Source organism: Pseudarthrobacter sp. PS3-L1, assembly GCF_030063285.1.
Lineage (GTDB): Bacteria > Actinomycetota > Actinomycetes > Actinomycetales > Micrococcaceae > Arthrobacter.
In genome coordinates this window covers 1-24,807 of the sequence record NZ_JASISU010000001.1, presented here as the reverse complement: position 1 = coordinate 24,807, position 24,807 = coordinate 1, and the positions used below count along the sequence as shown (strand labels likewise).

Annotated in this window: 23 protein-coding genes and 3 pseudogenes; 13 read left to right on the top strand and 13 right to left on the bottom strand. The window is 56.3% G+C overall.

The features are described 5' to 3' along the window. Window positions 1-238: 238 nt before the first annotated feature. Window positions 239-2,461 (top strand): catalase, encoded by a 2,223-nt coding sequence (locus QMG79_RS00130; protein WP_283536549.1) that lies wholly within the window; start codon window positions 239-241, stop codon window positions 2,459-2,461. 290 nt (window positions 2,462-2,751) lie between these two features. Here the strand turns inward: QMG79_RS00130 and QMG79_RS00125 are convergent, their stop codons facing one another. After that, the gene (locus tag QMG79_RS00125) at window positions 2,752-3,009 is read right to left on the bottom strand and encodes a hypothetical protein (RefSeq protein ID WP_283536548.1); all 258 of its coding nucleotides are present in this window, start codon (window positions 3,007-3,009) and stop codon (window positions 2,752-2,754) included. Window positions 3,010-3,998: 989 nt separating this feature from the next. On the opposite strand from QMG79_RS00125, the gene QMG79_RS00120 reads away from it, so the two are divergent. Further along, window positions 3,999-4,532: a hypothetical protein gene (locus QMG79_RS00120; protein WP_283536547.1), complete on the top strand. Its 534-nt coding sequence runs from the start codon at window positions 3,999-4,001 to the stop codon at window positions 4,530-4,532. A gap of 678 nt (window positions 4,533-5,210) precedes the next feature. Beyond that, on the top strand, window positions 5,211-6,176 hold the full coding sequence (locus QMG79_RS00115) for an NAD(P)H-binding protein (protein WP_283536546.1): 966 nt from the start codon (window positions 5,211-5,213) through the stop codon (window positions 6,174-6,176). Between the two features lie 139 nt (window positions 6,177-6,315). Here the strand turns inward: QMG79_RS00115 and QMG79_RS00110 are convergent. Next, window positions 6,316-7,140 (bottom strand): annotated as a pseudogene (locus QMG79_RS00110) (Abi family protein). A 365-nt stretch (window positions 7,141-7,505) separates the two neighbouring features. Next, window positions 7,506-7,835: a histone-like nucleoid-structuring protein Lsr2 gene (locus QMG79_RS00105; protein WP_283536545.1), complete on the bottom strand. Its 330-nt coding sequence runs from the start codon at window positions 7,833-7,835 to the stop codon at window positions 7,506-7,508. 378 nt (window positions 7,836-8,213) lie between these two features. Between QMG79_RS00105 and QMG79_RS00100 the strand changes: the two genes are divergently transcribed. The 3 genes from QMG79_RS00100 (at window position 8,214) to QMG79_RS00090 (ending at window position 9,509) form a co-directional block, all read left to right on the top strand. Further along, the gene (locus tag QMG79_RS00100) at window positions 8,214-8,480 is read left to right on the top strand and encodes a hypothetical protein (RefSeq protein WP_283536544.1); all 267 of its coding nucleotides are present in this window, start codon (window positions 8,214-8,216) and stop codon (window positions 8,478-8,480) included. Window positions 8,481-8,612: 132 nt separating this feature from the next. After that, a complete protein-coding gene (locus QMG79_RS00095) occupies window positions 8,613-9,086 on the top strand; it encodes a hypothetical protein (RefSeq protein ID WP_283536543.1) in 474 nt (157 codons plus the stop codon). An 18-nt stretch (window positions 9,087-9,104) separates the two neighbouring features. Further along, window positions 9,105-9,509, top strand: coding sequence for a DUF5956 family protein (locus QMG79_RS00090; protein WP_283536542.1), 405 nt, complete (start codon window positions 9,105-9,107; stop codon window positions 9,507-9,509). 565 nt (window positions 9,510-10,074) lie between these two features. Here the strand turns inward: QMG79_RS00090 and QMG79_RS00085 are convergent. The 4 genes from QMG79_RS00085 to QMG79_RS00070 form a co-directional block, all read right to left on the bottom strand. Next, complete coding sequence (locus QMG79_RS00085; protein WP_349357235.1) at window positions 10,075-10,953, bottom strand: F510_1955 family glycosylhydrolase; 879 nt, start codon at window positions 10,951-10,953, stop codon at window positions 10,075-10,077. A gap of 88 nt (window positions 10,954-11,041) precedes the next feature. Beyond that, window positions 11,042-11,539: a DUF305 domain-containing protein gene (locus QMG79_RS00080; protein WP_349357234.1), complete on the bottom strand. Its 498-nt coding sequence runs from the start codon at window positions 11,537-11,539 to the stop codon at window positions 11,042-11,044. A gap of 870 nt (window positions 11,540-12,409) precedes the next feature. Continuing rightward, window positions 12,410-14,521 carry a copper-translocating P-type ATPase gene (locus QMG79_RS00075; protein ID WP_502934676.1) on the bottom strand — a complete coding sequence of 704 codons (2,112 nt, stop codon included), beginning with the start codon at window positions 14,519-14,521 and terminating at the stop codon, window positions 12,410-12,412. A gap of 84 nt (window positions 14,522-14,605) precedes the next feature. Then, window positions 14,606-14,926 carry a heavy-metal-associated domain-containing protein gene (locus QMG79_RS00070; protein ID WP_283536539.1) on the bottom strand — a complete coding sequence of 107 codons (321 nt, stop codon included), beginning with the start codon at window positions 14,924-14,926 and terminating at the stop codon, window positions 14,606-14,608. 293 nt (window positions 14,927-15,219) lie between these two features. Between QMG79_RS00070 and QMG79_RS00065 the strand changes: the two genes are divergently transcribed. Continuing rightward, a complete protein-coding gene (locus QMG79_RS00065; protein ID WP_283536538.1) occupies window positions 15,220-15,603 on the top strand; it encodes a hypothetical protein in 384 nt (127 codons plus the stop codon). Then, on the top strand, window positions 15,603-16,376 hold the full coding sequence (locus QMG79_RS00060) for an RES domain-containing protein (protein WP_283536537.1): 774 nt from the start codon (window positions 15,603-15,605) through the stop codon (window positions 16,374-16,376). Before QMG79_RS00065 ends, QMG79_RS00060 begins: the two co-directional genes overlap by 1 nt. Before the next feature lie 81 nt (window positions 16,377-16,457). On the opposite strand, the gene QMG79_RS00055 is transcribed toward QMG79_RS00060, so the two are convergent. Continuing rightward, window positions 16,458-17,087: a hypothetical protein gene (locus QMG79_RS00055; protein WP_283536536.1), complete on the bottom strand. Its 630-nt coding sequence runs from the start codon at window positions 17,085-17,087 to the stop codon at window positions 16,458-16,460. Window positions 17,088-17,394: 307 nt separating this feature from the next. Continuing rightward, window positions 17,395-18,162: a GVDTG sorting domain-containing protein gene (locus QMG79_RS00050; RefSeq protein WP_283536535.1), complete on the bottom strand. Its 768-nt coding sequence runs from the start codon at window positions 18,160-18,162 to the stop codon at window positions 17,395-17,397. A gap of 1,501 nt (window positions 18,163-19,663) precedes the next feature. Between QMG79_RS00050 and QMG79_RS00045 the strand changes: the two genes are divergently transcribed. After that, window positions 19,664-20,434, top strand: coding sequence for a mechanosensitive ion channel family protein (locus QMG79_RS00045; RefSeq protein WP_283536534.1), 771 nt, complete (start codon window positions 19,664-19,666; stop codon window positions 20,432-20,434). 330 nt (window positions 20,435-20,764) lie between these two features. Here the strand turns inward: QMG79_RS00045 and QMG79_RS00040 are convergent. Continuing rightward, window positions 20,765-21,153, bottom strand: a pseudogene (locus tag QMG79_RS00040) (transposase); the annotation flags it as partial. Window positions 21,154-21,159: 6 nt separating this feature from the next. Beyond that, complete coding sequence (locus tag QMG79_RS00035) at window positions 21,160-21,489, bottom strand: histone-like nucleoid-structuring protein Lsr2 (RefSeq protein ID WP_283536533.1); 330 nt, start codon at window positions 21,487-21,489, stop codon at window positions 21,160-21,162. Window positions 21,490-21,965: 476 nt separating this feature from the next. Here QMG79_RS00035 and QMG79_RS00030 point away from each other — a divergent pair, with 476 nt between their 5' ends. Genes QMG79_RS00030 through QMG79_RS00015 form a run of 4 tightly spaced genes read left to right on the top strand, consistent with a single transcriptional unit; the run spans window position 21,966 to window position 23,662 of the window. Further along, window positions 21,966-22,343, top strand: coding sequence for a hypothetical protein (locus QMG79_RS00030; protein WP_283536532.1), 378 nt, complete (start codon window positions 21,966-21,968; stop codon window positions 22,341-22,343). A gap of 39 nt (window positions 22,344-22,382) precedes the next feature. Continuing rightward, window positions 22,383-22,784: a VOC family protein gene (locus tag QMG79_RS00025; protein WP_283536531.1), complete on the top strand. Its 402-nt coding sequence runs from the start codon at window positions 22,383-22,385 to the stop codon at window positions 22,782-22,784. After that, on the top strand, window positions 22,709-23,260 hold the full coding sequence (locus QMG79_RS00020; protein ID WP_349357233.1) for a mycothiol transferase: 552 nt from the start codon (window positions 22,709-22,711) through the stop codon (window positions 23,258-23,260). Before QMG79_RS00025 ends, QMG79_RS00020 begins: the two co-directional genes overlap by 76 nt. A gap of 45 nt (window positions 23,261-23,305) precedes the next feature. Beyond that, entirely contained in the window at window positions 23,306-23,662 is a 357-nt protein-coding gene (locus QMG79_RS00015; protein WP_283536529.1) for a YciI family protein, read from the top strand. A 53-nt stretch (window positions 23,663-23,715) separates the two neighbouring features. Here QMG79_RS00015 and QMG79_RS00010 read toward each other — a convergent pair. Next, window positions 23,716-24,060 (bottom strand): annotated as a pseudogene (locus tag QMG79_RS00010) (recombinase family protein); the annotation flags it as partial. A 113-nt stretch (window positions 24,061-24,173) separates the two neighbouring features. After that, window positions 24,174-24,503, bottom strand: a complete 330-nt coding sequence (locus QMG79_RS00005; RefSeq protein ID WP_283536528.1) for a histone-like nucleoid-structuring protein Lsr2 — start codon at window positions 24,501-24,503, stop codon at window positions 24,174-24,176. Window positions 24,504-24,807 lie beyond the last annotated feature (304 nt).

Sequence of the window (24,807 nt, the reverse complement as noted above, 5' to 3'; positions counted from 1 at the left end):
TAGACGCTCCTCAACGCTACATCCATCAGCTTCGATGACGGGCCCCGCCCCAAACCACCTCTCGTGGGTCCTGAGTTTTACTTCTTCAGTCCAGCCATTGTTCGTTCGACAATTTGAGCCGCTGAGACTAGGGATAAAAAGAATTCCTTTGTCTGATGAGTAACCTTCACCTATGGTGATAAGCAAGCTTAGTTTCAGTTTGTTGGGGGCTGAGGCACACATATAGAGGAGAGAACGCATGCCAGTCGATGAGAACATGGCGGTCCCCGGGGCACCCTCCAGCCAGGAACCGTCGTTGAAAGAGCCAACGGCCGCACATGAGCCGCTCGCTCCCAAGTCCGACCAGCGGGGTCCCGAAGCGGTGTCCCCTACCGGTAGCCCCACGGGTGCACCGGAGCAGTCTCGCGGGCAATCTGGGCCTTTCTTGACTACAGCCCAAGGCTTACGAGTCAACGACACGGATCATTCCTTTAAAGCCGGTCCCCGGGGTCCGCTCTTACTTCAAGATCATCATCTCCGGGAGAAAATCACACATTTCGATCACGAACGGATCCCCGAGCGCGTCATCCATGCACGAGGTGCAGGAGCCCATGGCACTTTTCTCTCGTACGGTACAGCGGCGAAAATTACGAGGGCCGGGTTCCTCGCTCACAACGTGGAGACACCTGTTTTCGTCCGCTTCTCGACTGTGCTTGGTTCTCGTGGATCCGCCGATGCGGTCCGAGATACGCGTGGGTTCTCCACCAAGTTCTACACCGATGAGGGCACTTACGATCTTGTGGGGAACAACATCCCCGTGTTCTTCATTCAGGACGGCATTAAGTTCCCGGACGTTATCCATGCCGGGAAACCCCACCCTGATCGGGAGATCCCCCAAGCTCAGAGTGCGCACGATACTTTCTGGGACTTCGTCTCTCTCCATACTGAAGCCCAGGCCCACACGATGTGGAACATGTCTGACCGCGGTATCCCGCGGTCTTACAGAACCATGGAAGGCTTTGGTGTCCATACGTTCCGTTTGATCAATACAGCCGGTGAGTCAGTGCTGGTGAAGTTTCATTGGAAACCCAGACAGGGCGTCCACTCCCTGGTGTGGGAGGAAGCACAGATTATCAACGGCATGGACCCCGATTTTCATCGGCGGGACCTAGCAGATGCCATTGAATCCGGTGCGTTCCCGGAATGGGAACTCGGGATTCAGACGTTCCCCGACACTGAAGACCAGATGTTCGAAGGCATTGACCTGCTGGATCCTACGAAGTTCATTCCAGAAGAGCTGGCTCCAGTTCAGCCCATCGGACTCATGACGCTCAACGCCAACCCGACTAACTACTTCGCCGAAACAGAGCAGGTAGCTTTTCATCCCGGGCACTTGGTACCAGGTATAGACGTGAGCAATGATCCCCTCCTGCAGGCTCGTCTGTTCTCATACCTGGACACCCAGATTTCCCGGTTGGGTGGGCCGAACTTCGCTCAACTTCCGATCAATCGACCCCACGCCCCGGTGAACGACATGTTGCGCGACGGGATGCACCAAACGGCCGTACACAGTGGCATCGCGCCCTACAAACCGAATTCCCTAGACGGCGGGTGCCCTTTTCTTGCCGGGCAGGACATGAGCGCTTTCATCGACTTCCCTGAGGTCGTACCAGCGAGTGTGAAGGAACGTCGAAACCCTGCATCTTTTGATGACCATTACAGTCAGGCTCGGCTGTTTTTCATGTCCATGACAGCGGTGGAACAAGAACACATCATTCAGGCTTACACGTTTGAACTTGGCAAATGCTATGAAACTCCCGTGCGAGAACGGCAACTCCTGTCCCTGGCAAACATCGATGCTGCACTATGTGCGGCAGTCGCTGCAGGCCTGGGAATGAGCCCACCTGAGCCCACGGTGAAATTCGAGGTTGTAGATCCAAGCCCGGCATTATCTCAGTTGGGGAGAAGCTGGCCGATTGCCGGACGCGTCGTGGGCATCGTTGCAGATACCACCAGCAACCTCCCACACGTCATCGCGGTCCAGAAAGAGCTGCATGCCGCGGGCATCGTTCCGCTCGTCATCTCCCCCACCGGAGGTTCTCTCACCGACGAATCGGGAACAACGGTGAGCGTGCAGAGAACCTACCTCACAGCCCGATCAACGGAATTCGACGCAATCGTTCTTGCCGGCCACGAAAAGCCCGCATCGGATGCGAAGACTGGTTTCGATACAAAAGATGCCAACCCATCGGGCACAATAGACCCGCGGATTACGCTCATGCTCTCGGAAGCTTTCCGTCACTCTAAAGCCATCGGCGCCTGGGGTCTTGGCACAGAGCGACTCACCGAAGCAGGTATCGCTGAACACGCTGCCGGAGTTGTATCAAGTGCCGACCCTGACAGCCTCGTTCCCTTGATGACAGAACTACTTGGCACTCATCGCGTCTGGGAACGGTTCCCCAGCACGAGCATAGACGCCTAAAGAATGTGGGGGCGCAAGCCCGTAGTCAGGCGCCCACATCCAGTCCCAGATAACGATGAGCATGCAACCTCAAAAGAGACGAAAAAACTGACCCGATAGTGACAATCACAAAGATGGCAGACTGCCAACGCGGACTCCCTCTGTATCCCCACCCGTGAGTTCCGTTGCGAGGCATTAGCCAGCGAGAGCACCGATCCTCCCGCGGGCCGCAACACGTGGAATGAATACGGGTTGCTGGTTTTACGTAACTTTTTCGGCCTTCGTTGGTCTTCGACCCTCGGGAGTCACAGCTACATTAGGTCCGGCGCGCTTGAAACGATGTAATTCAGGGCAGCAGCTCCAGTCATCGATAAAGAGTTTTTGTCCGGATCTATATGGTTGGCTCTCAGTTCCATCCAAAGGCTCTGCGCGGCCAGCGGTTCTTGGTCGTTGAGCACACACCAACTCATGTACAACCCAAACAGATGCTCACGATTCAGGCCTTCTTCACTGCCAGGATCAGCAGATAGTGCCTCACAGAGAAAAACATGGATGTGACGATGAGCCATGACAAACCCTCCGATTCGAACGTTCCAACTGCCAACTCGCTTAGTCCTACGACGCGCCAACGCTGATCTCCCGACGAACATCATACAAATGAATCTCGCCCTCGCACCCGAAATAAGCACGCATAATTCTTACCTGCTTTTCGCACTCATTCTCGCTAGCCGAAGTTGACGAAGAGATTCACACCTATTTCCCCTTCTCATGCTCGGGTGTTTCGTTCGAAGAAAGGAGTACCAATTGACTCTTTCTGACCCTTGGGCGCCTTGACCACGCCCTGTATTATTCAAGAAAGGAACTGGTGCTGAAGCTCTATTTCCAGAACTGTAGGGCTGAAGTACTCCCTGAGCACTGGGGATCACTATGACTGCACTTGATACGCGCCGCCCACAGCACGTTCACTATAGAGAGCGTGCCTACGAACAGCCATCGCCTAATTCCGGTGATTCTTGGGACGGCCCCCTTCAACGAACTCCTCAGATGCCACAATCTTTGGCTTACCTCATCGCACCTGAGATGAAACTTCTGGAAGCTTACGTGCCAACAGAATGTTTGATTTCGTCCCGTGAAACCGAATCCTGGGCGAACACTGCGAACTGGGTCGTATCCCAACGGCTATGGAGTTCCCACACGCTTGCTCTTGCGTTACGCCACGGTTTTAAATGCCGGACAGGCATCCTTGTTTTGTCTGAGTTCTTCCTCTGCTTTGATTCAGCCCATGCGCAGTTGGATGCATACCGAGGTGCGCTTTCGACCAGGTTCCCGTGCCTCACGAGCACGCAAGATACCCGAGATGACTCAGATCTAGGAGCCGGCGTGGTGAACCTGTATTCGGCGGCGATGGAGCTCCATCGAAGTGTCCGAGCCGCGAACGCACTTTTGGCCTGCTCTGAACAGTCCGTGCTCCTTGAGCACTGGCGCGTTGTTACCAAACGCTGAAAATCTCTGGTCCCTCAGAAGTAGGGACACCGCCCCACCACATAGAGGAGAATCCGTGAAACCCCACGTTCCCACGGCTCTTGATAAAAAGTTGCTTGGCATCTATCTCAACGACCACTACGCAGGAGCCGCCGCTGGGCGCAAGCGCATGGCCAATATGGCCAAGATGTATAAAGAAAGCCCTGTTGGCCCGCAGCTTCGGATCATCGCAAACCAAGTTGATGAGGAAACCCGCAGCCTCGAAGGACTCATCCGTTATCTCGGCATTTCCCGCAGCCGTCACCTCGTCGCCGCCGCAGCCATTGGCGAACGCCTGGGTCGATTCAAGCTCAACGGCAGAGTAATCCGCGCTTCACCGCTTACCCCGCTAGTAGAGGCAGAGTTCATGCGCTCGGCGATCGTCGCAAAAATCGGTTTATGGAGGACCTTGATGGATTTATCGCCGCACTTGAACCTGGATCCGGCAAACTTCCAGAACCTCCAAGACCAAGCAGCCACGCAGCTCCTCACCTTTGATGACATGCACGCTATCTCCCGACGCACCGGATTCCTCCAAGACGGCTCCCCCCAACCCATGAGCGATTCCTGACACCAACGAAACCAAACCGAAAATTCACGAACCCGCCCCACTGAACCTTGATCTCCCGCTCCGCCACCAGAAGCTCTTCCTTCGATGACACACGACGTTGCAACCAATCCTGTTCGTCGGCTGTCCGCAGAACTAGAATTTTTGGCCTGATCCGACGCCCTGCAGGCGAACAGAGCGTACACATCGACGGCCTCGTGCTCGCTCTTCTAAGAACCCCGCACGCAGCGGTCCTTTATGAGTGGTACGGCACGCTCCGCACAGGTAGGTCCGCTATTGATCCGTTGACTCCCAAGCCGAGGGGTGCCTCAGACAGTCGAGTCACGGACCCGCACGGGCTTCGTTGACTCATCGGATACGAGCTCTGGCATGAGCGATGGGCTGCTACCAACGCACCTCGGGCGCGCACGCGACCATATCCATTTCCGCCGGTCACTTCGACATCGTGTACGACCTAATCGACGAACACTGAAAAAGAAGAACACGGTTCGGACGCATAGGAAAGGGTCCTCAACAGCAAGCATGAGGGCCCCTCTGCGACCGGCCTCATGGAGGTAAAACACAACCACACCAGCACTTTACACAGCAGACTTACTAATGCCTGGCGCTCTCCCTACAATGGGGTAAGCGCCGAAGACAAAATGTTTTCTCGAGCTTTCACGGTAGTCATTGAGGAGCCGAATGCGGGTTTTAGTTACGGGCGCGAGTGGATACATCGGATCACGGTTGGTCACGGTTCTTTTGGCCTCTGGTCACGAAGTTCATGTCGGTCTCAGGGATGTCTCCAAAGTACTGGATTTTCCATGGGCCGCTGATGCGTCAGCGACCCGTTTCGATGTCACCGAACCGGACACTCTGAGCTCGGCTGTTTCTGGCATGGACGTGGTTGTTTACCTCATTCATTCAATGGACGGCAAAGACTTCGTAGACAAGGACCGACAAGCAGCTCACGACCTTCTCGACGCGTGTGAGAACGGCGGTGTTGGAAAGATCGTGTACCTATCGGGGATAATTCCTCCGGGCAACGACCACTCCGAACACCTGAGATCCCGACTCGAAGTCGAGGAGATCTTCAGGGACGGGGAAGTTCCATCCATCACTCTGCGCGCGGCGCTCATCATCGGAGCCGGGAGTACCTCTTTTGAACTTGTACGCCACCTTGTCAACCGCATACCCATCACACCCATACCGGTGTGGATGACGAAAGAGGTTCAACCCATCGCGGTCAAAGACGTCCTTCGTTTCCTTGACTCAGCAGTAGCAGCAGATCCCATCACGACTCATTTTGATCTCGGTGGCCCCGACATCTTGACCTACCCAGACTTACTGGCCCTGTATGCAGAGCGCGTGAAACACAAACGCGTACAAGTCCGTATCCCCTTCATTCCCACTCGACTCATCGGCGAACTCGGTGCCCTGATAGCACGCATGCCTAGGGAAATAGTGACCTCACTGGTCGAGAGTCTCCACGCCCCCATGGTGGCAACCAAAGAAGACTACGAGCCCGTCCTGGGCATCAAAAAAAGTTCACTCATCAGCGCACACTCAGCAATAACCCAAGCCCTAGAACCAGAAAAAGACGGCACCCGTGTCACCGGCAACCCCCAACACCTCGCGGACACCGACCCCAACTGGGCCGGCCCCTAAAAGCCAGAACGAGCCAACCACCCACAAAACAGACCAGTGAGGTGCCCCTGGGCCCGGTTACCGATCTCCTAACCAAGACCTGGGGGGCGTCAGCGCACCGGCAGGTTTGTACTGATCAAAAATGGGTACCGGCAGCGCCTTAGTCTTTCCAGGGTTCTAGATTTCTCCAGTCATCAGGAATTCCGATGGAATGCATTCTCAAATGCCCCGTGTGTGGAAACTCCTCGACTAGCTCGATGAGGCGCTCGGTCCAGCCGCTGTTGGGATCAATCGTGCGAAGCATGTAGGCCATGACGGCTAGAGCGTTATACAGACCAAAGACCTGCTTCGATGACTGTTCATCTCTTAGATGATCCAGGAGAGGAACCTGCCCCTTATCTGGTCGTTTCGGTGCAGTAACGAGTTTGCGGTTGCAGATTCGGGCATGGTGCGCAGCGACGTTTCTTACATAGTTCAGACTTGCAATCCAACTACTCATCACTCGTTTGGACGGTATCGCGTACGCGGTGACTATCTCCGTGGCGATCGAGTTCGTCAGTCCAACGTACAAGCGACTCAAATGTCCTAGTTCCATGATTTCCGTGAGTGCCCAACTGGGCATCTGATCCCGGTACTTCTCCCGAAAATGAGCCACGAAGGCCTCGTCGGAGCCATTAAGTCGCTATCGCATCCGGCAGACCCATAGCTCGTGTTTGCTCGGCGCCGATTCTCCCCCAGCCGGATCGAGTTGCGCGTCAGTGAAAGACCCTACGAACGTAGATGGGTCCAAATGAGCAAACGCCGATCGCCTACCCAACACATACCCGATCTGCATGCGGAGCGAAATTTCAATTCTCTCGATCCCATCAAGGATGAGCATCCGCAATTGACGATCAAAATCGATGAGTCTCTCGGCTTCTCGCATGGAAGTGCCGACCCGGTAGTGGTTCAGAACACGTACCCGTGAACGACCGTCATCGTCCACATTTGGCTCCGATTCACGGAACGGGTATGGGTAGCCGGTAGTACCCGACAGCACGAAGCAGCTGAATACTACTCCCGTCCTTGGGAACGCTGACACCGCGCATAGCAAGTTTCTTTATCTGAGCTTCAACCGACAGCGATTGCTTTGTGTATTCAGCCACGAATCCTCCGGTTAAAAGAAAATCAGCCCGAGCCGTGAGGGGAGCGGGCTGATCATGATGGACATACCGTACCAAGTACTGCCCGAGCAGTCCGAGAACAGCACAGAACCCCTGACTTTTCAGCCAAGTGGGAACCCAGACGGTGATAACAGCGCATGTGACAACAGCCAGCTACCCACCCGAGTTTTAGGTCTGACGCTTCGCCCTAGAGGTGGGCTGCGGCGAAAGCGTGCTGAATATCAGCACTGATCCGTCCGCGGGAACTAACTTTGTATCCGTTGGCGTTGGCCCAGTCCCTCATCCGGCGTGCCTCTTCACGACTGGCAGCACTGGATGTCGCCCACCCTTTCACCGGAACGCCGCGGAGGCGGCGACCCGCGGCGACGTACTTCTCCAGAACGGCACGGAGCTCTGCTGCATTCTCTCTCGTGAGGTCAATCTCGTAATCGGTGCCATCCATGGCGAAGCGGAGGTTTTCGTCGGCATGCTCACCAGAGATGTCGTCTATGAGTTGGGTACGTGTTGTGCGGGTCAAGTGAGGGTCTTCTTTTTGTTGTTGTACTGCCGGTTCCCCCATCAGGGCAGTGGTTTGGGTTTTAAGCCTATCGGCAGGCGGCGGTCACCACATGTGGTGTATTGTCGTGGTCTCGCATCGATAGTACTCACGGACAAGTCCCGCCCTGGATTTTCCCCTTTGCCTGCTGAGGTGAATACTCCCCACAGCACCACTCCCCGCTGGGGAGAGCGCTAAATTTCACGTCGTGTATGACTCTTGGTTCGAAATAGCGGCTTTTCCCAGTTCGGTTTGGCAATCACAGATTCCGGTGACGCTTTAAGAAACCTGGTGATTGGTGACATGGGAGTCGATCCGGAACCCTGTGAACGTGGCATTGGGCCCCACTATGCTGGGCGCATGTCATACACAATTGCGGACTCCGGGCACGATTCCATCACGCTGAAGAAAGAAGGCGACCTACCCGTTCCCGATGGCCAGGAAACCACTCTGGGAGAAATTACCGCTTCTAGTGAGGAGTGGCTAGACATGGTGGCAGGAATACTCTCCATACTGCCGGGCAAACGAACAGCTGACGGTACCCAATACCTCCTAGGCCCTGTCGGCTCAAACCCCGATCTCATTGGATCAGTCATTGCAGCTCGACTCAGAAAAAACCAGAACTAGCCCTAAAAGCAGTATGACCTTGGGAACAGGGAACACAACGATGTTTACTCCGAACCTCAGACCCCCGCCAGCACCCCACACCAGAACACCCCTGAACCTCAACCCTGCCCCAGCAAGCTACAGAGTCAGCTGGTGAAGGCCCCACAGGTAGCCGCGATTGCGTTCGCCGCCGAGAACACCACCGAAGATGGTTCCCTCGTAGGTCTTGTCGAGCTGATAGCTGCCTCGCTACTACTACTGAGCGGAATCTGGTATTTCTCAAGAAACAAAAAGCAGACCACCAAGGAAACACGCTCTGACCACGAGCCAATACTCCAGCTTGAACAATCCACCGAAAAACTATCTACCCAGAAGCCCTCATCGAAGCGATTCCTAATCCTGACTAATAGTGGAAGCTCGACCGCGTACGACGTCCGCATAAAGGTGAATCAATGGGACTCAGCAACCAAATGCGATCGAAACTTTGCACGGATCCGCGCGTCGCACCACGTGAAGCTCGGCCCCCTCAAAGCCGCTGATCACTGCGTAGAAATCGTCGTCAAGTACGCAACAGCAGACGACAAAAGACACGAAACCAGGCTTCAGTGGCCTGACCCGGATCAATAGAGCATCTCCAGGAGTGCAATGACCGAGTTTAAGTGGAACACAGTAGAAATTTCGCGACCACCGAGCGAATGGTTCGTACTGGGGGACTCCTCTTGGGATGTACTTATATCTGCATGGGCTGGTATGAGCAGACTGTTGCGGCAGCCAAAAGATGATCAACAGCTCAACGGTGACGATCAAGAAATCGTGGACCGTTTCATCAACGATCATTTGGAAGCTGCAAATATTTTTCCCCGTCCGCCAGGATACGTGTGGTTTCTCAAGCCTCCTCCCGGTGTCACAGATCTCAACTCGCTACACAGGGAATTAAACGCGTTCATCCAAAAACGATCCTCACGAGATGCGTTGCCAACAGAGGTAAGCGAACTCGTGAAGACTTTCATGGAACTGAAATACTCTGAGAGATCCACCGAATTCCTCTGACCCAGTACCGGTTCCTTGGGAGTAAGTGCATCCGCAGCCCTACCCGTCATCACCTTGAAATTCTCTCTAAATCCGTACACAGAAGGCCCCGATTTCTCCTTAGTCATCGGGGCTTTCTGATGCTCGGATCACAGGAGCCGCCTCCTAGAAAGGCCGGCTCTTGAGTGTTCCAGTTCCTTAGAACTGGGACATTCCTGGCGATACCACTCCCCTGCGGCTGACACCGCTAGATTCCGCGTCGTATGATCGTCCCAAAATCTATTCCACAGCACCCGTCGAAACATTTTGCGCGGAATATGTTTTCGGTACGGTTCACTACGTGGTGCGTCCCCAGACGTTCCAGTGTCGAAACCATCAGAGCATCGGTCCGCCCACGGCTTGGTTGCTGCTATTTCGGAGCGTATTGGCGCCTATAGCCGTGCATACGACGACAACGAATCAGTCAGCTTTTTGGTCTGCCGAGCTTGTTCTGGACGTGGGCAGCGTGGCCGATGGGAGCATTTCTGGTGATAGAACATCGTTGAAAAGCATGGTTGTACCTGCCCGTCGTGGATTGCCTCTTTGGTTAAGGGGTTGCTGCGGGAGTGAAGGTGGCGCCGCCGTCGGTCGACACTAGGGCGCTTTCAGTGGTGACGATCCAGACCCTCGATATATTGTCTTTGTTCTGGTCTGCGGTTATTGCTTGCACTTGACCTTTGATTCGTCCGGTCTGGGTCCAGGTTTGTCCCGCGTCTGTGGAGGAGTGGACAGCACCGTCGGGTTCGATGCCGATTGCGTTGGTGGCGTTGGCGAATGCAGCGAACTCCAGCACGGGCGCTGATCCGTTGGGCTTCCATGTTTTACCGCCGTCCTCTGAACGTTGGAGCCCTTTTGGAGTGGTGGCAAGAACGATGTCGGTCTCTGGTGTGCCGGCAAGTGATGCAGGTACGAACCCTGCCGTGGCGACGGACCAGGTGTGTCCGTCGGGGCTTGTTCGGAGCGTTCCGTCGTAGCCTACGAGCCCAGATTTTGTGGTGGTGAGGGCGTGGAAGTCTGATTCTCCTTGGCGTGAAAGTTGCTCCCAAGTTGTGCCGCCGTCTGTGGATCTGATCAATCCGAGTGGATTCGGTAGATCTGAGCCCGGGCCGGGGTGTCCTGAAGCGTAGAAAACCCCGTTATCAGCGGCCGCGGCGAAACCCATGAGGTCAAGAGTGTCGCCTTTTTTGACCGCTGGTGACTGGGACATATCGAACAAGCCTTCATGGGTGGCTAGCAGTATTTGCTCCGTTCCTGGGTTCACGCTGATCCCGTGAATGTGAGAGCTGGGAAGGCTCTCGATTGAGGATCCTGCGTTGGTGGGGCCCTCCTCGGGGGGCGTCCCCGGGGTACAGGCTGAAAGGAAAAAGAGGAACGAAATGGTCGCAGCTGCGACGGCAGCAGGACGTTGGTGACTCACGGTGGGCATAAGGAAACTCCAAAACAGAAGGGCCGTGACAAGGGAGGAAGAGGGCACCGGCCACAGAGGATCCTGGGGCCGGTGCCTTCTGCATTTGCTACAGAGTCGCTATGAGGTCTTTCATTTCTTGGATTTCTTTTTCCTGTGAGCTCACGATGTCCTTGCTGAGTTGGACTGCCTCAGCGTTTTTACCGTCCGTAGTTTCCTTCTTGGCCATCTCGATGGCGCCTTCGTGATGGCCGACCATTTGGCTCAGGTACAGCTTTGCTGCCTCTGTTCCCGTCGCGGCGTCAAGGCTTCCCATCTCCTCATCACTCATCATCCCGGACATGCCCATCCCCGAGGCCATACCTGTTGCCATGTCCGTCGGTTGACCCCAGCTCTGAAGCCAACCGGTCATGAGGTTAATCTCAGGGCCTTGTTCTGCCTTGATCTTGGTGGCGAGGTCAGTCACCGAGGCGGGGATTCGGTCCTTTTTCAAGATGGTCTCACTCATCTGAACGGCTTGGGCGTGGTGCGGGATCATCAATTGGGCAAACTGTGCATCGGCACTGTTGTACTCAGCAGAGCTGGCCGGAGCGGAATTAGCAGACATCGATCCGCCTCCGTGGTCCATGCCGGACATGGATGTTGGTGAGCTACTAGCAGCCGAGGTTCCCGGCTCAGAGCCGGCCGCACATCCTGTCAAAGCTAGTGCACCAGCAAGGGCGAGCGATGAAAGTGTCAGTGTCTTATTCATAATATTTGGGTCCTCAGAAAGGGGTTTTAGCGCCGCAATAGGGCGCACAGAAGAAAAGTGTTGCTCATGGGACCGGCGTTGCGTGGAGCAGCGGGTCCTCTTCTTCTCCTTGCAGGAGTCATGCGCTGGATCGTCCAGGGCATGACTCTGGCAAGGTATCTGAGGTTTACGTCCTACTGATACTTAGCTGACCCGGAGAGGGACTGTCCGGGTCAAAGAGGTAGTCACCGTTGATTCTTTGAGTGCAAGCCACCGCGCGAGCGACCCACGAAGCTGACCTCGGCGCAGGCGCAGCGAGAACCGTTGTCGCAGGTGCGGGGAGACAGGCAGTGCCCATGCCAGACATCGAAGGACAACTATCACCAGAACCACACGAGGATCCCAAGGAATCTGGGATATCTATTGATAGCCCGGTCACTTTGGCCTCTGGCTCAGGGAGCGTATGCCGGTGCCCGGGGAGCACGGGTGAGGAAACTTGCGTGATGGCAGTCCCGGAGATGGTCATGGCATGGCCCTCAGACAGGGTGTGAGTACCAACCATGACGTGCATTCCGAAGAGCCCAGCTATGAGCGTCAACACAGCACTGACCAACGCCCAACGCAGAAGTGGCGCAACAAGCCGTGCGCGCGTTCGCCTGGTCATGGCTGGCCCTCCCCTCGCTCGTTCGATGATGACAATTTTTCAGCCTACCGCCACAGCTCTAGCATCAGCTCTGGACAATAGATTCAACGTTCTTGGGCGGGGTTGAGTTTCACACGCCGTAGTAGTTGAGCGTTAAGGGCAACAATGATCGTAGACAAGGACATCAGAACTGCACCAGCCGCCGGGGACAAAACAAACCCGGCGAACGCCAGAACCCCCGCAGCCAATGGTACGGAGAGCACGTTGTATCCGGTGGCCCAGATCAGGTTCTGCCACATCTTCGTGTAGCTGGCCTTGGACAAATCAATGATGGAGAGCACCGCCCGAGGATCGTTGCCGGCAAGGACAACACCAGCTGATTCCATCGCTACGTCCGTTCCGGCTCCAATGGCAATACCCACGTCCGCGCGAGCCAGCGCCGGAGAGTCATTGACCCCGTCCCCAACCATGGCGACTTTCAGTCCCCGCCCTTGAAGCTCAGCTACCTTCTTGTCCTTATCGGCCGGAAGGACCTCGGCGAAAACTTCATCGATACTCAGATCCTTCGCGATGGCCTCAGCGACCTGGGCAGCGTCCCCGGTAATCATGGCTACTTTCACACCCCGCCGCCGTAGGGCTGCAACGGCTTGCCTGGATTCGGGCCTGATCGTATCTTCAAGGCTGACCGCCCCGATCACCTGATCCACGTCAATGACGTGGAGCACCGCTGCGCCCCTGGCCATCCACGCGCGGGTGGATTCTGCCAACGCCGCTGGCTCGGTGACGCCGAGTTCGCGCAACAGGGCAGGTCCGCCGACATAGACAATGCGACCATCAATCTCAGCCCGTGCACCACGACCAGTCAGGGATGTGAAATTCCTAGCCCTGCCAATCGTCGCGCTCTTTTCCCCTGCAGCACGGACGATAGCGCGCGCCACAGGATGCTCACTATCCGCTTCGACAGCGGCAGCCAGCGCCAAGAGATCATCTACTTCGATACCAGGGCTTGCCGCAATCTCTTTAACGTCCGGGGTACCGGTCGTCAGCGTTCCCGTCTTATCGAACAGGACCACATCAATGGTTCGCATCCGTTCCAGTGCCATCCGATTCTTGATCAGCACACCAGCTTTAGCCGCCTGCTCCGTGGAAATAGCGATGACCAACGGAATAGCCAGACCCAAGGCGTGAGGACAAGCGATCACCAGAACCGTCACGGTGCGCGTCACAGCATCCGGAATACTCCCCAGTAGACTCCAGACAATGAACGTGATCACGCCAGCGCCGGCAGCGAAGTAGAACAAAAAAGCCGCAGCCCGATCCGCTAACGCCTGCGCTTTGGAAGTCGACGCCTGCGCCTCGGCGACCAGGCGTTGAATTCCAGCCAAAGCAGTATCATCGCCCACCGCCGTAATACGGACCCGGACACTGTTATCAGTCGCTACCGTCCCGGCAACAACATTTTCACCAGGACCGCGGAACACGGTTTTTGATTCCCCAGTGATCATCGACTCATCAAACTCAGCCTGCCCACCAACGACCGTTCCGTCCGCTGGCATCCTCGCCCCGGCACGGACCAACACAACATCGCCCTCCACGAGCTCCGAGACCGGCACCGTCTCAGAACCTGCCTCAGTAATACGTTCCGCCTCATCCGGTATCAGCGCTGCGAGAGCATCAAGGGCACCCCGGGCTGAACCCAGCGCCCGCATCTCAATCCAGTGACCCAAAAGCATGATCACCACCAGCAAAGCCAGCTCCCACCAGAAGTCCAGATCAAAGCCACCAATCCCCAAACTGGTGACCCACGAAGCGATAAACGCAACGCTGATAGCCATCGCGATCAGCAGCATCATCGCCGGCTTCCTGCTCTTCACCTCAGCCAGGGCACCATTGAGGAACGGTTGGCCACCGTAGAAAAAGATCACCGTACCCAGCACTGGCGCGATCCACACCGAGCCAGGAAACACCGGAGGGCTGTAGCCAAGCAGATGCGAGAACATCGAACTGAAATACACAACAGGTACCGACAAGGCCAGACTCAGCCAGAATCTGTTTTTGAACATCGCAGTGCTGTGACCTGCATGCTCACCCTGGGAATGCACCCCATGATCCCCCGAAGCACCCTGATGGTGTCCATGTGCGTCGGCAGGACTCGCAGAATGCTGTCCGTCAAGAGACGGTGTTTTTTTGTTGTGATCTTGTGTGTCGTGTTCCATGATGCTTCCTTCTAGGAGGGCCAGGTACCGCCTGAACGAAAATAATCTTCTTTACGTCAAGACCGTCAAGATACGAAGAGCAACTCAGATGCTGGTTAGGGTGTAGCCGGCAGCGGTAACAGCGTCTCCAGCATCTGCACGATCAACCGCTCCACCAATAACCAGGGGAGAACGACCACCCACAACAAGATCAATGGAGACCGAGAGAACCCCATCAATCGCCAGAACGGCATCCTTGACACTCTGAACGCAATGCCCGCACGTCAGGCCCTCGACGGTAAATGCCCTACCCCCGCCTCCCGTAGCTCCAAGGACTGAATCAGCCAAAGGCTCAGGTACGCAACAACGACAACCCACAGCATCACCGATCAGTGGGAGCTCGGTACGGCTAGTCGTTTCAGTCATCTCAGAATCCAATCCTCGGCGAACAAGCAAAAAGGCGCTGGGATTAAACAGCCGTAAAAACAAGCGCGCAAGCACCTGCCGGGACAAACCAGTTCACTGACAACAGACGTCACGATACCCCCCTGGGGTATATAAAACAAGAGTGGTTGCTGTCATGTGCATCGTGGAACCGGGCCACATCGCCCAAATGTGTGGGGCCAAAAAACCAAGCTCCCCGGAGAGGTAGATATTTTGTCGATTTTGAGAGGAAACAAGATAGATTAGTCAGTGTCAGTGAAGGAGCCCAACACACCGTGAACATTGCAACCACCACAGGAACAGCCCACGCTCGAACGGCCAGACTAGGAATCCGCGAGATTGTTCGGCGCTTGAACGCCGCACTCGGAGCAACCCTTGTCGCCGCCTTGTCTGGCAGTAAAGACCGGAAAATCAGTTACAAGTGGGCGCAACAGGACGGGCCGACCCCCAACGCCCATGCAGTCAAACGCCTCCAGTTCGCCTACGCCCAATGGATCCTCATCTCCGAAGCAGAAGGAGAGCACGTTGCGCGGATGTGGTTCATCGGGGCTAACCCCTGGCTAGATCACGATTCACCCGTCGATGCCATTCGAAGCGATAAATACCGCGAGACCGCGGCAGCAGCAGCGGCCATGGTCGATGACGGGTTTATCGACTAATGCGGGTCTGCGGTAAAACCGGCCTCGCCATCGTCGATGGACCATCCCAGGCTTTCCGTGTAGCCAAGGAATCCTACGGCCCACTCAACCCACAAGAACGCGGACTCCTCAGTGAAAACAGGGCCCAATGGTATCGATTCGATACCCCAGGGCGCACCGTCTACGCAGCTGAAGACGCCAAAACAGCATTACTCGAAGCGCTCTCATGGGCACGCATGACGGCCTCTCACGTGGAATACCTGAAAAAGACCGCCAACTTTTTCGGTGAATCACTTGCCACAATCAGGAAAGAAGTTGAAGAACAATGGCATGCCAACGGGCACATGGCCCCCGGATGGATACCAGCAAACTGGCGCGACGGACGACTCCTCTACACCCTAAGCTTCGAACCCGGAGCGTGGATTGATATTTCCCACGCCGATACCCTCGCAGCCCTCAACACAGCGCTCGGAAGTTTGCTCTACACCGTCGACGTCGACGACACCCTCACATTGGCCGAAATCACCGGTGGACACCGTCAGCTAACAACACTGCTCTCCTCATGGATTCGCGATCAAGTCCTCGACGACGGCTCCTACCCACTTGGAATCCGGTTCCCCTCAAAACACGGCGCCATTGACCAAGGTCATGGTTACTGCTGGGCTTTCTGGCTCAGACGCGCCGACATAGGCCTAAACGACGACGTAGTCTCAGCAGACACCGGAACCGAGATCCACCACGACAACCCAGCCTACGCATTTGCTCTCACCAGACACGGCATCAAATCCAGATAACGAAACCACCCGCTAACTACAAGGCATCTGAAACTACTGGTTGTTCTTTAATCAAGCTTGGTGGCGTTAGTTTTGCGGTTGTCAGCGTGCGGCTTGTTCGGGGTGTTCTTTCCAGCAGGCCAGGATGGTTGTGGCTGTCTGGTAAGCGAACGCTTCAGGGGTGATGTGGTCCGGGCCCACAGTGGTTTTGATGTCTGTGGCGTTGACGTGCAAGATCATGTTGTCCTTGAGGAATACCACCGATCCGGCGTCGTTCTTGTAGGCGGGAAAGCCGAGGTTCTCCAAGCCCTTGATGTCCGTCGCGTTGGGCACCTCTACCCGGAGTGCCTCGAAGTAGGTCTGCGCTGCTTCACGGCTAGGGGTTTCCTTGACCGAGATTACGAAGTCTCCTTCGCTCATGTGATACGTGCAGGTATAGATTTGGTCCTTGAACGTGCTGGCGCTGTGGGGCGCCTCGGGCAAGCCCAGCCGGGTGGCCATATCTTTCTTGACCTCGTCCCCGCAGACCATGGCCGCGGCCTCCGTTGGTTTCTGACTGATTGGTTCCGGCGCGGTAGATCCACCACCGTGATGATGACCTAGAGCTGCGCCTGATGTCTGGCCAGAACTGGCGGCTTGAGGAGCCGCAGTGGAGCCTGCTGCTGCGGCGCAGCCGGAAAGGAGCAGCGCTGAGACCGTCAGCGCGGGGATCCAGCGAGATGGTGGATTCATGATGTGCCTGTCCTGAAAGTGCGTGGGCGGAATCAACAAAAGCACCAGAACGAAATCCTACTTAGGCTACTAAGCTTGGATTTCCGTTGCCAACGGGGCGGAGGCCGCTGAATTCTGCGCACCGGAGGCGAATGACCGCGTGGCACCGTCAGCTACTGGAGCGTCAGTTCTGGGTACCAAAGAACGACGAATCGGGCTGCCACATCCGCCCAATGCGAAGTGCGCGGCTACCGTGGAGGCCGCAGGGCCTTCACGGTAGCCGCGCACCCGGTGCATCAGGAAATACTCGGGCCCGTTTCGCCGGTGTTTAGGCTGCGGCCCGGCGACGGATCATGTAGGCCCCGCCAGCGAGAGCTACCAGTGCCAGGCCACCACCAAGGGCAATAGCCCCGGTGTTATCAGTAGCCGTTGTGGCAACACCGGTATCAGCGCCACCGACAGGCATGGCCATCTGCCCTGCAGCGAGAGTTCCACACAGGGCCGGTGAGGTAGCTGCCAACGGCAGTGAAGGCACCAGGTCAGAGGGTGCAGCAGCAGCCTCAGGGCTCAGTGTTGCCGGGTCCAGGCCGTGGACAACAACAACAGCAGTGCCATCATGGAGGGACTTCGCGGATTCTGCACTGAGCTCAAAGGTCCGGTCCACCGTGTAGGAAGAACCCTGACCGGCGACCGTGAGGTCCAGCGCAGCAGCCGGGCTGGTATCACCACTGGTTGAGAGCGTCTGGCCGATAGCACCGTAGAACGGGGCGCCCTCGGTCGTGGAGATAACCCCATCACCACTAGTATCAGCCGACGGCGCCGGGCACACACCCTGAGCACCCACGTGGATGTGCTGCACGTGCGGGTACGGGGCATCCATGAACGTCTCCGGCAACCCGGAAACTTTCAGGACAGCATGGGCAGTAGTACCGGTGACGTCCACAGTGACAGTACCCGTAGCCGTGCTCCCATTAAGCTGGCCCAACGTGGACTGGTACGACTGATCCCCATCCGCCGCCATGGCCGGAGCCGTGGAGAGCGCCAGAGCACCAAGAGCCAAAGTCGGAACAGCCAAAAAGCGAAGTGTCTTATTCATTAGGAAAAACTCCTCATTGGAATGACGTGCGGTCAAGTGCGAGTGGCTGAAGCACTCGTGATTCTCTACCCCGGCCCATAAACATTGGGCAAAGAGTGAATCAGTTCACACCTCAGTCAAGCCCAGCGTACGGCACCGACGCCAAGTCATACGCATGCTTACTGACGGGCACCCGTCCACGGCGAATCCCACGCATCGACCTCACAAGCTATGAACATCACTTGATGTGAGGGGTACCCCCTCACGGCATAGACGTCGTGAACGCCCAAGACCAACAAAGGCAAATACGAGTCAACTGATCCCCCACCTCTACAAACAAAGAACACCCCCCACCTCCCGCTCTCTGCCATGTGGGTGCCGACACGTCTGCATACGGCCCGGCAGTTGCCATCCCGGAGCCTACCGGCATTGATAACAACACCTATGACAACGGCCATCCAATTATTTGACGCTCTGAAGCTTCGCGCTAGAAGTGGGCTGCAGCGAAAGCCTGCTCAATACCAGCACTGACCGGTTCGTGAGAACTGACCTTGTACCCGTTGGCCCAGTCCTGCATGATTTCCTGGGCAATGACAACAACCTTGGGGTTCTTGTTCTGGCTCTGCTGAGGGTTAGTTTCACCTCATGGATAACCTCATCGCAAGTTCCCATACGGTCTCTGCAACACAAGGCTCCTCGAGAGCGCAGGGCCCTCAAAGGTTTGCGCCAGTTCTAAGTGGTGCCGAATCTTGTGCGCGCATCTTCTGCGCTCAATCCCAGAGTTGAGCCTATGTCCTGCCAGCTCGCCCCCTGATGGAGGGAAAGCCGGACCGCTGAAACAAGTTCTCGCTCAGCCTTTTCACTGCTATCCCTACATCGGCTTAGAAGCGCCAACGGGGCCGAAAGATAAAACAGCTCCGCGGTCAACTCTGCCTCACTGGCTTCCTCATCGCAGTCACCAAGAAGCTCGAAAGCGTGAAGACGGGCCACCATCTCATCAGCATCCACACCCCCAAGCCCGCGAAAACCTGACGGACCCGTGTAGGGAACGCTACGACTCATACAAACAACACTTCCTATCAAGGGAACATCAGGGCGCAAGAGACCTTGGCGCTAACAGCAAGTCCAAGATCCTCCGGACACCGCAGATACCACCGACGCCCACGCCATCGGGCAACAAAAATCAAAGACGATACTCAGACCCGGCCTGCTGGCAGAGGAGGCAGCCACAACGAAACCAGAATCGCCGTCGTGATCCAGGGCCGCCCACACGAGGTAATCGCACTGAACGTGCGGATGCCACTAGAACCACAGCGCTATCCATCACAAAAAAGCAGTACCAACCACGCCCCGATATTCCACCGACTCTAGTTAGCCCTCGTCCAACCAAGACCGAAATGGTCAACCTCAGTCCATTGCCGAAAACAACCTACCGGCATATAGTAAGCATGCTTCCTACATCTTGGGCGAGCCTACCAAGATTTGGTTGTCAACAAACTCACCATCGCACCGGAGGAAAATCATGCAGGAAACACTTTTGGCCGGACTAGCAGCGGTCGTGGCATTCGTGCCGCAGCTCCTGCTCTTCCTCGTCATTCTCATCGTCGGATTACTCATCGCTAAAGCGATCTCGAAGGCACTGTCCAAGCTGTTGGAAAAAGTTGGCTTTGACCGCCTGGTTGAACGCGGCGGAGTGAAAAAGGCGTTGGACAAGTCCTCGCTGGACGCCAGTGACATCATCGCGAAGATCCTCTACTACGCGCTGGTTCTGTTCGTCTTGCAGTTTGCCTTCGGTGTCTTCGGACCAAATCCCGTCAGTGTCCTTCTGGCTGGAATCATCGCATTCTTGCCCAAGATCATCATCGCGATCATTATCGTTATCATCAGCGCAGCGATAGCAGCAGCTGTCAAAACCCTCATCCAGGGTTCACTGGGAGGCCTTTCCTACGGCAAGGTCCTGGCGAACATCGCAAGTATCTTCATCATCGGTATCGGCATCATCGCAGCCCTCAACCAGGTCGATATCGCCGTCACCGTCACCACCCCGATTCTTATCGCGGTCCTCTCGGCAATCGTTGGCGTGATCATCGTTGGCGTTGGTGGAGGCCTCATCAAGCCCATGTCCCAACGGTGGGAAACCTACCTCACAAAAGCCGAAGAAGAAGCTCCCCGCATCAAGGCCGAAGCACAAAACGCCCCCAGCGTGAAAGAACAAGCCCAGCAAGTCAAAGCCAAAGCCGAAAAGGAAACTGCCAGGATCGAGCACCAAGGCCCCGGCGCACACCGCTACTAGCATTCACCACCACGAAATAGCCCAGCCACCTAGAGAGCCTATCCGCACCGGCATCCGGTGACTGGACCCTAAGGAACCGGAATACTACCGAGAGTGTTCCGGTCCCTTAATGCCGAAACACTCCCCGACCACCTACCCGCGAACCACCACGCGTTTTCAACCCGAACCACAAAAAGGGAGGCCACACCTGCCGGCGTGGCCACCTCCATGAAAAAACAACGGCCCCAGAAAACACACCCCTAACACTCACTTTGTTCAAACGAGACTACCCATAGTTTGGTTTACACCCTGACGTGCCCTACGGCCTGGTTACTAGGATCGGTGTGAAGATCAGGCGGGGACGGATCTCGTGTCAGAGCGTAGTTCGTATTCAATCGGGGCGAGGTATCTGAGTTCGGAATGGCGTCGCTGCCGATTGTAGAGAATCTCGATGCACTCGAACATTGCATTCGCGAGTTCTGTTCTGGTAAGCCACTTTTCCGATTGAGCAACTCGATTTGCGTGCTCGACTAGAACGATTCCATCATCGAGTTGTCGTAGCAGTCTCCGACTTTCCCAAACGATTGCATCAGCCCGGAGGCACGTATTTTGTTCGTGAAGGCCCACAAGGTGAACTGGGTGCCATGGTCCGCATGAACGATCCCGCCGGCCGCCGGCTTCCTGGCTCTGATAAATGCGCGTATGACAACGACCAGACAACCGCTTTTTAGATCTGACGCCTTGCGCTAGATGTGGGCTGCAGCGAACGCCTGCTGAATGTCGGCCCTGACCCTTCCACGAGAACTGACCTTGTACCCGTTGGCGTTGGCCCAGTCCCTCATCCGGCGTGCCTCTTCACGCCCCGCAGCGGTGGCCGTGGCAGACTGCTTCGCTGGCACGCCGCGGAGGCGACGACCGGCAGCGACGTATTTCTCCAGGACAGCGCGGAGCTCATCCGCGTTCTCTAAGGCAAGGTCAATCTCGTAATCGGTGCCATCGAAGGCGAAGCGGAGGTTTTCGTCTGCGTGCTCACCAGAGATGTCATCGATGAGTTGGATGCGTGTTGTGCGGGTCAAAAGAGGGTCCTCTGCTCGTCGTTTTAAAGCCTGCCCCCACACACCGGCCATATTTTCCTTCTGAGCTTATCCTCCGGCCGACCCATCAAAAATATGACCTGACCACCTATGATCTGTTCGATAAGATCAGCCGGAGGCGGTCAGCGCGTTCCATGCTGTCCTATCAAAAATCAAAGAAGATGAGGGGTACAGCATGAATCGGACACTCGTCCCTGAACGCGCAGCGCTTGTGATCGCATTCGTGGCGATCTGGGGAACTGTCAGATACGTGCTCGACGGTTCGTCGGACAGCGTGGTGAAGTAGACGTGAACCTGACGGACTTCGCGGATCGTTTCGGTTATCACTACGGGATCGCTAAAGACCTGAACTGCGCCCCAGCATGACCGATAGCAATGAGCGGGAACAGTACGGATCGATCCGATCGGGGTCTGCAACGACTGAGCGAGCTCATCGTCTGCCGTTCGACTTCTCCGGCTTGTCAGTGACCAGTCTGGTCATCATCTGCGAACTCGATGATCCGCCGGCGGGAAACTCCGTACCGTCCATGAGCATGAAAATAACGCAATATCTGCGACTCTCGGACGAATCGATGATCCGACTTGATATGGACCGTGGAGTGTCCTCGTTCAAGTCCCACCATACTGAGACCACCTCCTGGAAACGGTCCTCCGCCGACGTAATCGCCGAAGTTCTCGCGTTGGTACAGGCCGATGCACCTGAACCTGGTTCATTCCCGTGGGATCAATATACGCAAGCCGCACGACTAAGGGGAATCTCAGTTGATGATGACCTGCGCGACCTCCCCCACACAATATTGCTGTCAGAAGAGCTCGCCGCGAGACACGAGTTCTGATCGGCGCACGACTGGTTACCGAGACCTAGGAGCATCACCATGGCAGCACCCCTTATTTACATCAGTTTTCCCGGAACCGCACGGGAAGCGCTGAGTTTTTACAGAGACGTATTCGGGGGTAACCTGTCCCTGCACTCCTACAAGGATCACGGTAGGACCGATGGGCCGCAGAATGCTGTAGCGCATGGGGTTCTTGACGGTGTGGTTGCTCTAGCAGGTTCAGACGCAGCGACGGGAGAACAGCCGGTACGAGTGGAAGGTCTGATGCTCTCACTGCTGGGGACCGCTGAGCCGCCGATTCTGCACGAATGGTTCGACAAGCTGTGCGTTGATGGAACATCTATTAACCCGTTGGTTCAACGACCGTGGGATGGCTCAGATGGACAGGTTACGGATCGTTATGGCCTTCGGTGGCTCATCGGATACGAGCCAGAAGCGTGAGTGATGGTCTTCTCCTGGCCCAGTTGGCTCAGGAGCGATCACACGTACTCCGAGCAGTTGAAGGCGTCCCGGAACAAGTCATGGGTATCTCACTAGTCCCATCAGGCTGGACGATGACCAGGATGTTGAACCACCTCGCATTCGATGATGAGTTGTTCTGGATTTCAGCCGTTCTCGGCGGGGAAAGCCACGCGATTGCCGCCCTTCACAACGGCTGGTCGTCCGAACCGATGACGGGTGCAGAAGCAATCAGGATTTACCAGCGTGAGATAGCCGCCAGCGATAAGGTCCTTGCCCGGGTTGATCTGGACGCGGCTCCGCGTTGGTGGCCGCCAGCGAGTGAGTTCGACGGACCGCCCATGACCACTGGCCGAGAGGTCCTGGTTCGCGCGCTTATCGAGACGTCCGCCCATGCTGGTCACCTTGATATTGTGCGTGAGCTGATCGATGGACATCAGAACCTCGTCGTGGAATGACACTGCAAACGAAAACCTACCTATCAAATCGACGAAGGAATTTCGATGCCGCAATTCGCAATCCTCATCTACGCTGATGAGTCCCTCCATGCCCTGGACGCAGCAGAAGCCGAGCTCGAGGAGAATGACCAACACGCCCGCGACCTTCAAGCCTCAGGATCAATGAGCCTCGCCTATGCCCTCACACCCCGCTCGGCTGCAGTGTCCATCCGACAATCCGGCACAACCTCAGGGCCCTTCGTCCAAGCCGACCAGTTCGTAGCAGGCTTCTACGTCCTTGAAGCCCCCGACCTCGATGCCGCAACTACCCTCGCCCGACTCAACCCGGCCGTACGCACAAGTACTGGCGGCGTCGAAATCCGTCCCGTTCACAGCGGAGGCATCATAACCAACACAATGTGAGTCGGCGCACGGGCAGCGGGGACAGGACAGCCTACTTTCGTTGACACCCTGGCCTAGTTGACGAGTAACTTTGAGCGCCTGTAGAACGTAGCCCGCGACATGCCAAGATCCCGCGCAACCTGGGCAGCAGGCTCCCCACCATCAACCAGGCGCACGGCAGTACTCATCTGACTATCCGTAACCCATACAGGCCGGCCACCCAGGTTCTTCCCTGCTGCCCTGCGTTTGCTGATGGAGTCAGTGACTCGTTCGCTTTTGATCTCATGTTCCATCTGGGCCAGGGCAGCCATAATTGTGAACAACATCGACCCCATAGGGGTCGTTGTATCCACATCCCCTCCCCCAAGATTCAACACACGCAACCCATTAGCGACCGCCAGCATGTTCTGCACCGACTGCTTCGGCTCTACCCACGGCCTAGTTGCTGCTGTTCGAGGTCCTGTTGGCGCCGATAACAGCGCATATGACAACGACCAGCTAGCCACCCGAGTTTAAGGTCTGACTCCTTGCCCTAGAGGTGGGCTGCGGCGAAGGCCTGCTGAATATCAGCACTGATCCGTCCGCGGGAACTGACTTTGTACCCGTTGGCGTTGGCCCAGTCCCGCATCCGGCGGACCTCCTCACGCCCCGCAGCCGTGGCCGTGGCAGATTGCTTCACCGGCACACCGCGAAGGCGACGACCTGCAACGACGTACTTCTCCAGGACACTGCGGAGCTCATCCGCGTTCTCTCCAGCGAGGTCAATCTCGTAGTCGGTGCCATCGAGGGCGAAGCGGAGGTTTTCGTCGGCGTGCTCACCAGAGATGTCATCGATGAGTTGGATGCGTGTTGTGCGGGCCATGGGGGTCCTTTTCATTGTGCTTGTACTGCCGGTTCCCCCACCAGGGCAGTGGTTTCGGCTTTAAGCCTATCGGTAGCTGATGAACACCACATGTGGTGTGTTGTAGCGGTCTCGTATCGGTAGTACTCAGGGAGCGGTCACGCCGTACTTTTTCCTTTGCTGCTTTGCTGCTTTGCTGGGGACTGTGGAATTAACGGTGTATCTGGCTCGACACGCCGGGCGGTGAGCCTGGCGGGGAGGAGCCCGATATGGCCGCAACACTTGAGGCTGTGCCGAGTACGAATACCGCTGAGAAACTGACAGA